Source organism: Rhodococcus sp. PAMC28707 (assembly GCF_004795915.1).
Taxonomy (GTDB): domain Bacteria; phylum Actinomycetota; class Actinomycetes; order Mycobacteriales; family Mycobacteriaceae; genus Rhodococcoides.
The window spans coordinates 4,680,673-4,694,151 of sequence record NZ_CP039253.1; the positions used below are offsets into that span (position 1 = coordinate 4,680,673).

13 protein-coding genes and 1 pseudogene are annotated in these 13,479 nt (G+C 61.7%); 7 read left to right on the plus strand and 7 right to left on the minus strand.

Going from position 1 to position 13,479, the window contains the following annotated elements; translation table 11 throughout:
- Positions 1–144 precede the first annotated feature (144 nt).
- Both E5720_RS21385 and E5720_RS21390 read right to left on the minus strand, forming a co-directional pair.
- Positions 145–732, minus strand: coding sequence for an FKBP-type peptidyl-prolyl cis-trans isomerase (locus E5720_RS21385; protein WP_247596093.1), 588 nt, complete (start codon positions 730–732; stop codon positions 145–147).
- A gap of 332 nt (positions 733–1,064) precedes the next feature.
- Entirely contained in the window at positions 1,065–1,715 is a 651-nt protein-coding gene (locus E5720_RS21390; protein WP_136172289.1) for a TetR/AcrR family transcriptional regulator, read from the minus strand.
- A 121-nt stretch (positions 1,716–1,836) separates the two neighbouring features.
- Here E5720_RS21390 and E5720_RS21395 point away from each other — a divergent pair, with 121 nt between their 5' ends.
- Positions 1,837–3,024, plus strand: coding sequence for a phosphotransferase family protein (locus E5720_RS21395; protein ID WP_136172290.1), 1,188 nt, complete (start codon positions 1,837–1,839; stop codon positions 3,022–3,024).
- Positions 3,021–4,181 carry a hypothetical protein gene (locus E5720_RS21400; RefSeq protein ID WP_136172291.1) on the plus strand — a complete coding sequence of 387 codons (1,161 nt, stop codon included), beginning with the start codon at positions 3,021–3,023 and terminating at the stop codon, positions 4,179–4,181. The genes E5720_RS21395 and E5720_RS21400 overlap by 4 nt, the downstream gene beginning before the upstream one ends.
- A gap of 45 nt (positions 4,182–4,226) precedes the next feature.
- Here the strand turns inward: E5720_RS21400 and E5720_RS21405 are convergent, their stop codons facing one another.
- Positions 4,227–4,715: a dihydrofolate reductase family protein gene (locus E5720_RS21405; protein WP_348769862.1), complete on the minus strand. Its 489-nt coding sequence runs from the start codon at positions 4,713–4,715 to the stop codon at positions 4,227–4,229.
- A 394-nt stretch (positions 4,716–5,109) separates the two neighbouring features.
- On the opposite strand from E5720_RS21405, the gene E5720_RS21410 reads away from it, so the two are divergent.
- Positions 5,110–5,838, plus strand: a complete 729-nt coding sequence (locus tag E5720_RS21410) for an alpha/beta hydrolase (protein WP_136172292.1) — start codon at positions 5,110–5,112, stop codon at positions 5,836–5,838.
- 35 nt (positions 5,839–5,873) lie between these two features.
- Here E5720_RS21410 and E5720_RS21415 read toward each other — a convergent pair.
- Positions 5,874–6,491: pseudogene (locus E5720_RS21415) on the minus strand (SDR family oxidoreductase).
- Between the two features lie 170 nt (positions 6,492–6,661).
- Here E5720_RS21415 and E5720_RS21420 point away from each other — a divergent pair.
- Complete coding sequence (locus E5720_RS21420) at positions 6,662–7,051, plus strand: AfsA-related hotdog domain-containing protein (RefSeq protein ID WP_168708400.1); 390 nt, start codon at positions 6,662–6,664, stop codon at positions 7,049–7,051.
- A gap of 25 nt (positions 7,052–7,076) precedes the next feature.
- Here the strand turns inward: E5720_RS21420 and E5720_RS21425 are convergent, their stop codons facing one another.
- Positions 7,077–7,721, minus strand: a complete 645-nt coding sequence (locus E5720_RS21425) for a ScbR family autoregulator-binding transcription factor (RefSeq protein ID WP_136172881.1) — start codon at positions 7,719–7,721, stop codon at positions 7,077–7,079.
- Positions 7,722–7,826: 105 nt separating this feature from the next.
- Positions 7,827–8,399 carry an AAA family ATPase gene (locus E5720_RS21430; protein ID WP_084345129.1) on the minus strand — a complete coding sequence of 191 codons (573 nt, stop codon included), beginning with the start codon at positions 8,397–8,399 and terminating at the stop codon, positions 7,827–7,829.
- Between the two features lie 227 nt (positions 8,400–8,626).
- Here E5720_RS21430 and E5720_RS21435 point away from each other — a divergent pair, with 227 nt between their 5' ends.
- The 3 genes from E5720_RS21435 (at position 8,627) to E5720_RS21445 (ending at position 12,728) form a co-directional block, all read left to right on the plus strand.
- On the plus strand, positions 8,627–9,223 hold the full coding sequence (locus E5720_RS21435) for a TIGR03086 family metal-binding protein (RefSeq protein ID WP_247596094.1): 597 nt from the start codon (positions 8,627–8,629) through the stop codon (positions 9,221–9,223).
- A gap of 130 nt (positions 9,224–9,353) precedes the next feature.
- Positions 9,354–10,877, plus strand: a complete 1,524-nt coding sequence (locus E5720_RS21440) for a carboxyl transferase domain-containing protein (protein ID WP_247596095.1) — start codon at positions 9,354–9,356, stop codon at positions 10,875–10,877.
- A gap of 195 nt (positions 10,878–11,072) precedes the next feature.
- Positions 11,073–12,728, plus strand: a complete 1,656-nt coding sequence (locus tag E5720_RS21445) for a class I adenylate-forming enzyme family protein (protein WP_136172294.1) — start codon at positions 11,073–11,075, stop codon at positions 12,726–12,728.
- A 96-nt stretch (positions 12,729–12,824) separates the two neighbouring features.
- On the opposite strand, the gene E5720_RS21450 is transcribed toward E5720_RS21445, so the two are convergent.
- A complete protein-coding gene (locus tag E5720_RS21450; protein ID WP_210729920.1) occupies positions 12,825–13,433 on the minus strand; it encodes a TetR-like C-terminal domain-containing protein in 609 nt (202 codons plus the stop codon).
- Positions 13,434–13,479 lie beyond the last annotated feature (46 nt).

Genomic DNA, 13,479 nt, shown 5'->3' on the forward strand with positions numbered 1-13,479 from the left:
GCGCCGCACCCGGGGTCTTGCCACAAGGCCCCGGGCGCGCTATATCTTGAAAAGGGAAGGGAAGCTGTTGCACGCTGCAAGCGGCTGGGTGAAGGTCGAGAATGGCCTTGCTACCGGCCCCCGTTTATCAGACGAGACGGTCTATCAGCCCGAGACATCGATGATCTCGATCGCGAAAACCAAGGTGTCGCCTTGCTCGATGCCAGCGGACGGCTGACCACTTGGGTACCCGTCGGCGGATGTCATCGCGACGGCTACCTTCGACCCGACAGTCTGCCCTGCAATCGCCTTCTGAAAGCCTGGTACGACTCGCGCAAGCGGGAACTCGACCGGTGCGCCACGTTCGTAGCTGCTGTCGAAGACCGAACCATCGCGGCCGTTGACTCCCATGTAGCAGACCGAGACCGTCGCGTCGTCTGCCACAACCGGTCCGCCACCGGTCTGCAGGGTGTGCACCTGGGTTTCGGTCACAGCGAACGGTGTGGTGACCTCGACGAGGGGAGCCGTCGTATCGGTTGATCCGGCGACTGCCACGCTGCCGGTGGATCCGGGAAGCGTCCATTGAGGTGTGGTGCCGGCCTCGGGTGCTTGGGACGGGCAGGTGGTGAATGCGGGTGCAGATTCGCTGACCGATGAGGTAGTCGAATCGGAGCCGCATGCTGCGAGCACCACAGCGAGCGCCGCGGCGCAGGCCGTGAGTACGCCGGATTTGGTTGCGCGAGAATAATTCACGTCGATCACGCTACAGAACCTCGATTGCGTGAAGGAACTCGAACCCGCATCGTTCGTCGAGATTGTTGAACGCCAGATGACCGACCAACTCGTCGAGTCGAGATATCTCGAGCGCGTCGAGAATCCTCGGGACAAGCGGTAGACGTTGATCATGTTGACACCCAAAGGAATACGGGCCACGAGAGCTGCCGAAGAGTGCGCTCTCGCCGTCTACCGGCAATGGGAATCCACTCTCGGTGCCGAACAACTGACGCAGATGGGGGAAACTCCAGCAGCCCTGGCTGTACCTGGACGGCTCCGGCCACTGTGGTGCGCGGAAGAGCCGACCAGCGCTATTCGGTGGTCCGCGTATCGTCCTCCGACTGCTCGGTGGAAAGGACGCCGTGCAGGACGATGTCGGCCAGTGCGTCGGCGACCGGTCCAGGATCGGCGATATCGCGGACTGACATTGCGAAGATCGCGGCACCCGCGAGGATGTCGAGGAGAGTATCCACGTCGACCCCTGCACGAATTTCGCCCTGTTCGCGGCCTGCAACCAGTCGGCGCTCCAGTTCCGCCCGCACTCCTGCGAGCTGGCGTACGACCAGCACTTCACGTAATGCTCCGTCGGTACGCACCTCGCTCATCAGCCCGGGGGCTGCTGCCCGGGTGGCAGGGGAGGCGAAAAGTGTGACCGCACCCTGCACCAGTGCGTGGACCTGATCGGCCATCGTGCCGGTGACGCCCAGAGTCGAGTCGATATCGGCGCCCAGATCCGTGTCCAGAACCGGGTAGACGGCCTCGTTGACTATGTGGGCCTTCGACGGCCAACGACGATAGATGGCGGGGCGTCCGACGCCCGCGAGGGCGGCGATTGCGTCGATCGTGGTGCCGGCATATCCCTTGTCTGTCAGCAATTGTCGGGTGGCATCCAGCACGGCTGCGTCGATCGTCGGGTTCCGCTGTGGGCCGAGCCGATGCTGGGCCTCGGGTTCCTTCGGCATATTCTACGAACCCCTTGTGGTTTCGGTGTGACGTCCGTTACATTCTGTCACGACTTCAGTCGATACAAAGTGTAACGACTAGCGCGTGCCATCAGTGTCTCCCGAACCACTAGGAGTGGTTATGACTTCTGAATCCATGGGAGCAGATCCCGACTTTGCCGAGCTCGCCCGACCAGGTGAGTCCCGGAGCGATCCCGCTGTCTTGCGGGCGCGACTCGAGCGCTGGCTGGCCACAGTTCTCGACGTCGAATCCGAACCGGAGGTGACCTCGACCGAAATTCCGGCCGGGACAGGCATGTCCAACGAGACGGTGCTGTTCGATGCTGTGTGGACCGAGGACGGATGCCGCTCGGAGCACCAGTTGGTTGCGAGGATCGCGCCTGCCGTCATCGGGGTGCCGATCTTCCCGACCTACAATTTGGACCAGCAGTTCCATGTCATGCGGGCAGTAGCGACCCACACCTCGGTTCCGATTCCCCGTGTCTACTGGTCGGAGTCCTCGCCTGAGGTACTCGGTGGCGAATTCTTCGTCATGGAGCGGATCAAGGGCGACGTCCCTCCCGACGTGATGCCGTACAACTTCGGATCCTGGCTGTCCGAGGGCACGGTGGAAGAACGTTCCCGACTCCAACTTTCCTCTATCCAGATTCTCGTCGACCTTCATGCCATAGCCGAACCCCACCGCGTCTGCCCGAGCTTGAGATGTACCGACGGCGACGAAGAGCCCACCGGAGAGACGGCGTTGCGTGCGCATGTGGCGGGTCAACGGCGCTACTACGAGTGGGCTACCGCTGACGGACCACGGTCTCCGCTGATCGAACGCGGACTCGACTGGATCGAGGCGAACCTGCCCACCGACGACCGACCGGCGGTGCTGTGTTGGGGCGACTCCCGCATAGGCAACGTCATGTATCAGGACTTCCGGCCTGCAGCGGTACTCGATTGGGAAATGGCCACGCTCGGTCCGCGCGAGTTGGACCTCGGCTGGATGATCTACTTGCACAGGTTCTTCGAGGATCTCGCCACGATGGCCGGGCTCCCCGGGTTACCCGACCTTCTCCGTCGCGAGGACGTCGCCGACACATATCGAGAGCTGACCGGGCACCGACCGGCCGATCTGGACTTCTACACGCTGTACGCGGCTGTTCGTCACGCCGTCATCATGTTCCGAGTGCAGAGCCGTGCCGTCGCTTTCGGTCAAGCTCAGCTACCGGAGAACCCAGATGACATGATCATGCACCGAGCGAGTCTCGAAGCCATGCTGGACGGCACCTACTGGGCCGGCGTCACGGCAGGAGCCGCGCTATGACTCTGTCTCCGCTCGACGACTATCCAGTCCACCAAATCGCAGAGCCCATCCGACATGTCGGCACCTCGGACCGCAACTTTTACGACCGTTACTACTTCAATTGTCACGCCGGGGTCGACAGGGCCGATCCACTGTTCCTCATCATCGGACTCGGCCAGTATCCCAATCTCGGTGTGTGCGACGGGTTTGCGGTATTGCGACGCGGAGACGATCACCTCGTCTTTCGAGCTTCCCGAGCACTGGGGGAGGACCGCATGGATCTGTCCGTCGGACCGTTGCGGATCGAGATCATCGAGGGATTGCACCGTCTGCGAGTCGTTCTCGAACCGAGTCTGGAGGCTCCCGACCTCAGTTTCGATCTCGAATTCGAGTCCGACGTGCCGGCGAACCTCGAGGCGAGGCACTTCCACCGGCAACTCGAGCGGGTTACCTTCGACACCCAGCGGTTCGTCCAAACCGGGACGTGGGCGGGGACACTGACGCTCGACGGCGAGGCCATCCCCGTCACGCCGGACACGTGGCGTGGCAACCGTGACCGTTCCTGGGGCGTACGGCCAGTGGGCGAGGCGGAACCACCTGGACGCAAGGCCGATCCGGTGATCGCCGCCGAGCAGAACTTCTTCTGGATCTACTCGATCATGCAGTTCGAAGACTTCACCATCGTCACGGTCATCCAGGAGGACAGGTACGGTCGGCGCATCGTCGAGGACTCGACTCGGGTCTTCGCCGATCGAACTCGTGAACGGGAGTGGCTGGGCCGACCGGATCACGAGCTGACCTTCGTTCCGGGTACCCGCGAGGTCGAGACCGGGACACTGTACTTCCGTAGACCGGGTTCGCCCGGCAAGTCGGACCACGTCCTCACCGTGACCTGCGAACCAGTGCTGCCGCACTATCTGGGGGTCGGTACCGGGTACGGCCTCGAGCAGGATTGGCGTCACGGAATGTGGCAGGGCGAGCTGGTAGTCCAGGGGTTTCGCGAGAAAGTGTCCGAGATCGAGCCCTGGAAGAAGATGTTCAGCCCTGTCGACAATCTCGCGCGATTCACCATCATCGAAGACGGCGTCTCCCTCACGGGTGCAGGACTCTTCGAGGTGGCGGTCATCGGACCCCACGAGCAATATGGGTTCACCGGGGTCGGTGACGTAGCCCCCTGATCACCCGGGCGTCGGCAAAATTCTGAGCCTTCGTCGACGCCCCGGTCAGTGCTTCACGCGATACCGCACGTGTGTCGCGAACGGAGAGTGGATGGCTTCGAGTGGTTCGAGGCTCGAGTTTGTCAGGCCTTCGAACGGTGATTCATCGCTTCCGAGCAAGACTGGAGTGATGTCGAGGACGAGTTCGTCGATCACCCCTGCGGCGAGGGCCTGACGAATGGTCGACGCGCCGCCGGCGATGGAGATGTCGTTTTCGCCTGCCACGGCCTGGGCCTGGGCGTACGCGGAATCGAAACCATCGGTCACAAAGTGAAAAGTAGTGCCGCCTGCCATCTCGATTGGTTCGTGTTGGTAGTGGGTGAGTACGAACACCGGTGCGCGGTACGGGGGATTGTCACCCCACCACCCGCTCCAGTCCTCATCCCATTCACCGCGGATGGGACCAAACATGTTGCAGCCCAGGATTAATGATCCGCGGGGCCGCAGTAGTTCAGCGGTGAGGGCGGCATCGGCCTCGTTCGTGGCCTCACCGATATGTCATGTGTGCAGTTGGAGGCCTCCGACACCCACGGGGTTGACCTTGTCCTGGTCGGGGCCGGTGACGAAGCCGTCAAGGGAGATCGACACGTGTGCGGTAGTTCGAGTCATGTCGTTCAGGCTGCCGCCGCGATCGAAACTCATCGCCTTATCGCAAAGGCAATCTGCCTGTGGTCAATCCAGACTGTGGGGTTGCCAGACTGTGGGGTTGCCAGAAAACCCCATTGCTGGATTCCGATCAGTCCTGCTACGTTGCCGGAGACCGTGCACGAGAACAAGGAGGTGGTACCTGTGAACGCTGTATCGACATGGGTGCTCCTTCTTCTTATTGCGGTCGGACGAAAAGATAGTCCGGGAGCGCCGTTCACGAGCACTCCCGAAAGGTTCGACCATGAAATTCACTTCTACGTGGCTTGACGATGGCGTTCTCGAGCGCGCGTTCACTCTCAACGGGATCCCCGGCATTCTGTGGACTCCCGAGTCCGCACCCGGGCCGGTCCCGCTGGTTTTGCTCGGCCACCCTGGGGGATTGCACGCGATGCATTCCCGGTTGGCAGGGCGCGCCCGGGCTTCAGTTCTGGAGCACGGCTTTGCCGCGGCCACCATCGAGCTTCCTGGCGGCGGTGAGCGGACCCGTTCCGCCGCCGTGGAGCAAGCCCGCAGCGATCTGCGGCGGGCGCTTGCGACCGGTGAGCCGGTCGACGAGATAGTCGATCGGCTCGTACTTCCGCTGGTGGACAAGGCAGTTCCGGAATGGCAGGCCGCTTTGGATGCTCTCCTTGCGCTACCTGAGGTTCGCGGACCGGTCGGGTTCTCGGGAGGACCGATAGCCATCGGTATCCGGCTGGCGGTGGTCGAGCCGCGTATCACTGCCGCCGTGTTGTTCGCGGGTAGCTTCGTGCCCGCCGCCATGTTCGACGAGGCCCGTCAGGTCACCATTCCGCTACAGGTTCTCCTGCAGTGGGACGATGAAATGAACGACCGGCAGGCCACTTTGAAACTGTTCGACGCCTTCGGCTCCGAGGAAAAGGCGTTGCACGCGAACATGGGCGGGCACGCTGGAGTCCCACAATCCGAGGTCACCGGTGGGGCTCAGTTCTTCGCCCGACACTCGCGTTAGCCATCCGTGCCGCAGTATCGGCGAGCGCGGGGTTGTCAGTCGAGGTTCGGCCCCCACTGCACACCGTTGATATTGGCTCCCGCCGTCGACGAAGAGGGTGTTGCCCCGTCATGTACCGGCAATCATCGCTACCCAGGAAGAGCGACACCGGCCCGATATCCTCCAACGGGTCGCCCATGCCGAGCCCATTCCCGCGCAGCTGTGCGGGTGAGTGTGCGTAGAGCCTCTTTCGCCATGTTGTAGGCGACTGAGTACATGTGCGCGTTCACGCCGTTGAACGAGGCGATGTTGATTACCCGGCCGGTTCCGTGCCTCTTCAGTTCGTCGAACGCATACTGTATCGCCCAAAACGCAGCCATCAACCGCATATCGAATCCGGCGCGTACTGACTCCTCCGGTGTCTTCTCCAGACGTGCGTAGGGGATCCCGCCCCAGGCATTGTTGATCAACTCATCCACCCGGCCGAAGTTCGAGACGGCGGCCCCGACCATGTCGTGCACTTGCTGCCGGTCTGTCACGTCGGTGCGCACGAACTAGACCCGCCCGTTGTACTGCTTACGCAACTGCTCCGCGGTTCGTTCACGCAATTCTCTGTCGATCTCGGCGATCAACACGCTCCCGCCTTCGCGTGCGGAGGAACATTTGATCGCCAACTACCCGCCAGACCGCCACCACATGAGCGGGCGGGCCTGGTCATCTGCGCGGGTAAGTGCACCCGTGTACCCACACCCTCATGGGCGTGAGTACCGCCGAGATCGTATCGGGTCGCACGGAATCAGACTCCGCGCCAGCTCGTCCATCGACAGGCTGTCGCCGAGGTTTTTTGACCGACTACAGCATTGGACCGGGTCCCGCGTACGTAGTTGTTGTTGTTCAGCTGCCGTTCTCACACCGGGTTTTCGACGTTTCGAACGACGAATACGACCCGCTGGGTGTCGCAGAAGCGTTTCACCACACTGTGGTGCTTCGCTGCCACACCAACTACGACATTCCGCTGCATTACCGATCCTTCATGGAGAAATTCAGTTTGGAGGTGCTCGACACGCTTCGAATGCAGTCGAGAGCAGCACCACTCACCTTTGACGTGGAAGTCAACGACGTCACCCACCGCCACGGAGCAGTCTCAGACATCGACTTCTCGGGAATGCTGACGAACAACGTACGGGACATCGCCCGGTGCAGCGCGCTCGCGCAAGGGGAGAGTGGTCGGTGATATCCGCAGCGTCGCATCGACTGTGTCAGGCGGTCGCTGCTTCCGATTTACGGGGTGGAAGCCCGGCCAATCTCATGACGTGAGCCAATGTGCTCTTGTGAACAATTGTCGGCAACACTAGGTTCCACATCTGGTTCAACCGCTCGTACAGGTCGGTTCTGCCGGTCAACATCTCCGAGAGAATCTGCACTCCGGTGAACGAGCCCACGATGAACCGGGCCAGCGCGTCGATGTCGGTGCCCTTGACGATGTCGCCGTCCTCGGCTGCTTGCAGCGCAATCTCTTTGATGGCGTCGATCCAGTCCAAGTACGGTTTTTCTATGGGACCCTGGATACTCCCGATTTCCATCGTCAAGCGCATGCCGCCTCGCGCGATAGGCTCGGTCACGAGCTGCCGCGCCATCTCTTGCGACACCAGCACCAGCATCTCGACCGCGGTGTCGGACTGAGTGCCCACGAGTCGGGTGCCTTCCATGGCCATAGCGTGTTGCGCTTCGATGACCGCGTGCGCGAGCTCTTCCTTGGACGCGAAGTGGAAATACATCGCACCTTTACTCACACCGGCGTGCTGCAGGATGGTGCCCAGACTGGCGGAGTAGCCGAACTTCTCGAAGCTCTTCGCAGCCCCCAAGATGGCGGCCTGGCGCGTAAGAACAGCGCGCTCCTGCATGTGGTACCTATCTCTCGTCGATGGGGGGATATCTTTGAACGATACGTCGAGATCCACCCAACCAGCGTTGTGCTGTCGTCGACGGCGGACATCCACTCCACTCGGTCATCGACGTGGACACCAGCCAGGCAGCGAGAAAGCCACCCATTTGTCGATCTCGGCCCGCGAGCGAAGTCGAACGATATCGAGGTGAGGCAGGCGTTCGGACAGTTCGTCGATTCGCGTAGAGGTCTTGTGGTGCGTGGTCCACGCCCAACGAACAATATGGTCGGCTTCGAAAAGAATTCGGTGCAGCGGCGGCTCGATGTTGTCATTCCACAGGACTTCTCGCCTGAAGCGACGGCGGACGGTCCGCGTGACGACCTGCCGCATCACACTTCGCCGCGGCAGGTCGAGCCAGACAACGAGGTCAGCGCGATCCGCTAGTTGGTCCCGAACTACGCCGTACTGCCATTCGGTCACCCACTCCGCTCGCGAACTGAATTCCGCCACGTCTGCTTCGAAAGATTCGCGACGAGTCCAGTCCGGACCGTGGTAGAGGGCGTCGATTTCGACGTGTTCGATACCGAGCGTGCGCGAGATCGCTGCGGAGAGAGTCGTCTTCCCCGCGCCTGAGGTACCGGCGACGATGATTCGCGCAGGCCGACCTCTCAGAGTGTCACCGGGACCGAGAATCACACCGGCTACCTTAGCTGGACTTGCAGCGTGCTCTCGCAGGGACGCTGTTATCGGTAGTCGTGGTCGACACCCGTCGCCATGGACGAGCATGCGACGGGTTGTCGGGATCGGATGTGGTGTTTCTTCGCTGCCCATGACCTCATGGTTGGCGACGAGGGGGCGGGACGCACACTTGTCGAACCAATGAAAGGGCACCGCATCATGAACACAATGCAGCCGTACAAGCGATGAACTCGATGAGGCTCCTCGCTGAGCTGACCCCCGCTGATCGACATCGAGTGATAGCCGCCGACTTCACCGAAAATGTTGTGCTGGTGCGTGATTGGGATTTGCCCACTCCGGTCGAGGGCTGGGTCGTCCGGGATGTCGTTGCGCATCTGATCAACTGGTCAACTGACTTCCTCAGTGTCGGCGGTCAGAAGTTACCACCTGGACCGGACATACAGTTCGATCCTGCAGCCGCTTGGCAGGCGCACGTCGATAGTGTGCAGGCCCTACTCGACGAAGCCACCGAGGAGAGCGAGTTCAGCCACCCGATGGTGGGCACCCACCGACTCGCCGACGCGATCGACCAGTTCTACACCTCGGATGTCTTCATGCACACTTGGGACCTAGCAACCGCCATCGGTCGAGCGCCGAACCTGGACCCTGCATTCGCCACACAGTTGCTCGTCGGTATGGCCGCAATACAAGACCTGCTGCGGTCCTCGGGCCAATACGGTCCGGCCGTCGCCGTGGCTGCCGACGCAGACCCTGTGACGCGACTGGCCGGCTTCGTCGGGCGAGATCCGAACTGGCCAAAAAATTCGCTGCCGGGCAGCTGACCAACTGTTGAGCATTCTCGGTGGCCCGTTCATGGACGATATTGCCCTGGATGGTGGACCCCGATAGCGAGAAATGCGGGTTTCGCTGAGAGGATGTCCTCATGTGTGAAGTGGTCGACGGGCGTTGGACGTGAAGTCCCAAAACCGCCAGGATTGGGCCCCCCTCCTGCAAACGCTGGCCGGACGCCGTGAAGCCGCACGGTCCATGGGCGGGCCTGAGAAACTCGCCCGCCACCGGGCCGCCGGTCGAGTCGACGCCCGCACCAGAATCGATGAACTGCTCGATCCGGGTAGCTTCATCGAAATCGGCACCCTGGCCGGCGACGGTTTCACTCCCGCGGACGCTTTCGTCGCAGGCTCCGGCCTCATCGATGGCCGGCCTCTTCTGGTCGGGTCCGAAGACTTTTCGGTCAGCGGTGGTTCCATCGGCACCGCCGCCGCCACGAAGCGCGCCCGGATCGCGATCCTCGCAAAGCAGGAGCGACTCCCTGTGGTGATGATGCTCGAGGGTGCGGGGCACCGAGCCGTCAACGGCCTCCTCCCACACCGACCGGCACCCAATGATCTGCAGGCGATGAGCGAATTGGCTGGTCTGGTTCCCACTGTGGCTGTGGTTACCGGCCCGTCCGCCGGGCATGGGGCACTGACCGCGCCGCTGTCGGACTTCGTGGTGATGGTCGACGCGGATGCCGCGCTGTTCACCGCGGGCCCTCCACTGGTCCGTGCGTCGACAGGCGAGCAGGTCACCAAGAGCGAACTAGGTGGGCCCGCAATACATGCGGTGGAGAGTGGAGTCGTCCACAACGTTGTTGCTGACGTCGATGAGGCACTCGCGCTGGTGCGACGCTATTTGTCGTATTTCCCGAGCAGCGCTTGGAATCGCCCGCCCGCGACGACAGCGGTATCCGGGCACGATCTCGACGAGCGCGATCTCGATGACTTGTTGGACATCATCCCGCCGAATCCGCGGAAAAGCTACGACATGCGGGAAGTGCTGGAGCGGCTTGTAGACGCCGGGTCACTGTTGGAGATCCAGCCCGAGCATGGTGGTTCGATCATCACAGCCCTTGCCCGCATCGGCGGACATGTGGTGGCGATCGTCGCCAACCAACCACTGGTACTTGCCGGTGCGATCGATAGGGCGGCCGCAGAGAAAGCGGCTCGCTTCATTTCGATGACCAGCGCATTCCACCTGCCACTGGTGCAGCTGGCGGATAATCCGGGTGTACTGGCCGGTAGCGTGTCGGAGCGCGCCGGAATCCTTCGGGCCTCGGCCCGGATGTTCGCCGCTCAGCATCGTGCGCAGGTTCCAAAGCTGCATGTGACCGTGCGTAAGGCCTTCGGTTTCGGCAGTTCGGTGATGGGGCAGAACGCGTTCGGCGGGCAAACTGTTTCGCTGGCGTTTCCCGGTGCCATGCTCGGTGGGATTCCGGCCGGTGTCGGCGGCGATACTGCCAAGGAGGATGAGCAGACACGAGCGGCACTGATCGAGAACGAAAACTCGGGCCCCTGGCGTTTGGCCGGCACGGTCACCTACGACGAGGTTATCGATCCGCGCCAGTTGCGGAACGCATTGCTGGGAGGTCTGCGAATGGCCCGAGGTCGTGAGCCCGCACCGGTCGAACCAATTCGGCACATTGGCTACCTGCCCTGAGCTAAGCGGCAGAACTAGCACGAGGTGAATTTCGCGCGTGCTGCCTGTGACGGTCGCTCGCCGTTGATGGCCCTTGATATACATACATGAGTTGCGAGTGAATTTTGTTTGGCGGAACACGGATCCAGTCGATGGACCGGGCGTTATCAGACAATCGGTCGTTGGATCGAGCGTGAACATCTCAAAAGAGGACGAATGATGACTACAGAGTTGACCATCCAAGAGCGACGAACGCAGGCACTTGCGGCGGTCACCGCCCCGGGGCGGCAATTCGAGCTTGTCTACGAGGACGTTCGCGGGCATCGAATGCAGGTGTTCAAAAACCGGGCGCGATCGCTGAGCGAGATTCTCGCTGCGTCGGCAGCCCGCGCTGATCGCGAGTACCTGGTATGTGGCGATCTTCGATTGACCTTTTCCGAGCACCACGACCGGGTGGCCTCGCTGAGTCGGGTGCTACAGGAGAAGTACGGTGTCGGCAAAGGCGACAGAGTGGCGCTCTTGGCGGCCAACAGCGCGGAATGGGTCCTCTCGTTCTGGGCTGTGACCGCACTGGGAGCGATAGCAGTCGGGATGAACTCGATGTGGTCGGCGCGCGAAACCACAGATGCCATCGAACTCTGCACACCCATGCTCGTCGTAGCCGATGAAAAACGTCGAGCAATGCTCGACGATCCGAAAATTCCCGTGCTGACGATCGAGGAGGACATTCCTCGACTCAGCCTCGAATACTCGGGCGCCGAATTGCCGCCTGCTGTGATCGAAGAGGACGACCCGGCGATCATCATCTTCACCAGCGGCACCACCGGAAGAGCGAAGGGAGCTACGCACTCGCATCGAAACGTGATTGCTGCAGTCGACTACTTCGCCGTCAATGACGCGGCAGCTACCGAGATGGGAATTTCACGTCCGGAACAACGCCGCGTACTTCTCGCCGCGCCGCTGTTCCACATGATGTCGCTGCACAACTTGGTGGTTCCACGTTTGGTCTTCGGGGACGCGGTGGTGATCTACGTTGGAAGGTTCGACATAGACAAGGCGCTCCAGCTGGTCGAAAAGGAACAAGTGACCCAGTGGGGGATGGTGCCGACCATGGCCAACCGCCTCGTTCAGCTCGATGACATCTCGGGTTATGATTTGTCCTCCCTCACCACAATTTCTCTGGGGTCGGCACCGTCCTCACCGTCACTGAAAACTGCGCTTCGCAAAGTTCTTCCTGACGCAGCGAAATCGCTGGGTACCACCTACGGGCTCACCGAATCCAGTTCAGCGGCGACAATCGCGACCGCCGCCGACATAGCGCTCTACGAAGACTCTGTAGGCACCCCGGTTATGACTATGCAGGTGCAGATCCAGGAGATCAGCGGAATCCAGGTCACGGACGGCGTCGAAGGCGAAATCTGCTTGAGAGGGCCATTGGTGATGCTCGGCTACTGGAACGACGCCAACGCGACAGATGCTGCTATCGATGCTGACGGATGGCTGCACACGGGGGACATCGGTGTGATGCTCGACGGGCATCTTCGTCTGCGCAGTCGCCGATCCGACCTCATCATCAGAGGCGGCGAGAACATCTATCCAGCTGAGGTCGAAGCCGCACTCACGGAGCATCCCGCGGTGCAGGAATGTGCAGTGTTAGGCGTGGCGCACGAAGACCTTGGTCAAGAGGTAGTCGCCGTAGTAGTGACCGCGAGCGACACGACGGAAGCAGACCTGAAGGCCTTCATGTCCGAGCGCATTGCGCGGTACAAGGTCCCGACTCGCTGGGTTCTCACTCAGGTCGAGTTGCCGCGCAACGCCACAGGCAAAATCGTGCGGCGCGGCCTAGAGGCGTTTGCGCCGCCCACGACATAGGGATTCTCGACCCGATAGTGCACTTTCGACGCAGTCTGTGCAGTCGCTCGATGGCCACTCGCTGACCATCGAGCGACGACCTGCCGACACCAGCGGCTAGGACGTCTCACCGGAGGGCCAGCGCTCGGTGATCATCTCGGTCATCTCGTCCACCCAGGTCTCGTCGAGAGCGGAGTCGCGGCGAATGAGGATGCGGAAGATTGCAGTACCCGCCACAACCTCGGCGAGCATCGGCAGCTCGTCATCGCCTCGGCGCTCCTGACGGAAGCGAGATTCGAAAGCTGTCAGATTGCCGGCCAACCGGGCGATCATTGTGCTGTGCACTTCAGGGTTGGCGACGGTGTCGGAAATCAGGCCCGGCAACGCCATACGCACCTCAGGAGCGTCGAACATCGTGCGGATCGTTTCGACCAACGCCCGAATGTCCTGACGAACATCGCCGGAACCGTCCGGCGAGGGGATGGATTCGGCGGGTAGCACTGCCTCGTGGACAAGCTGTGCTTTGCCCGACCACCGCCGGTAGATGGCAGCAGTGGTGGTCCCGGCGTGCGCGGCAATCGCCGACAGTGACAACGCGGAATAGCCCGTCTCGAGTATCAATTCGCGGGTCGCCGCAATGATCGCGGCATCGATCCTGCCGTCGCGCGGACGACCCGGTGCGATCTGCGCTGTGCTATTGCCTTCCATGCGGTTTTCTGCTGTCATGACTTCAGCATAGTTCCAATACAGTGCGTATCGTATTTGAGGGAGA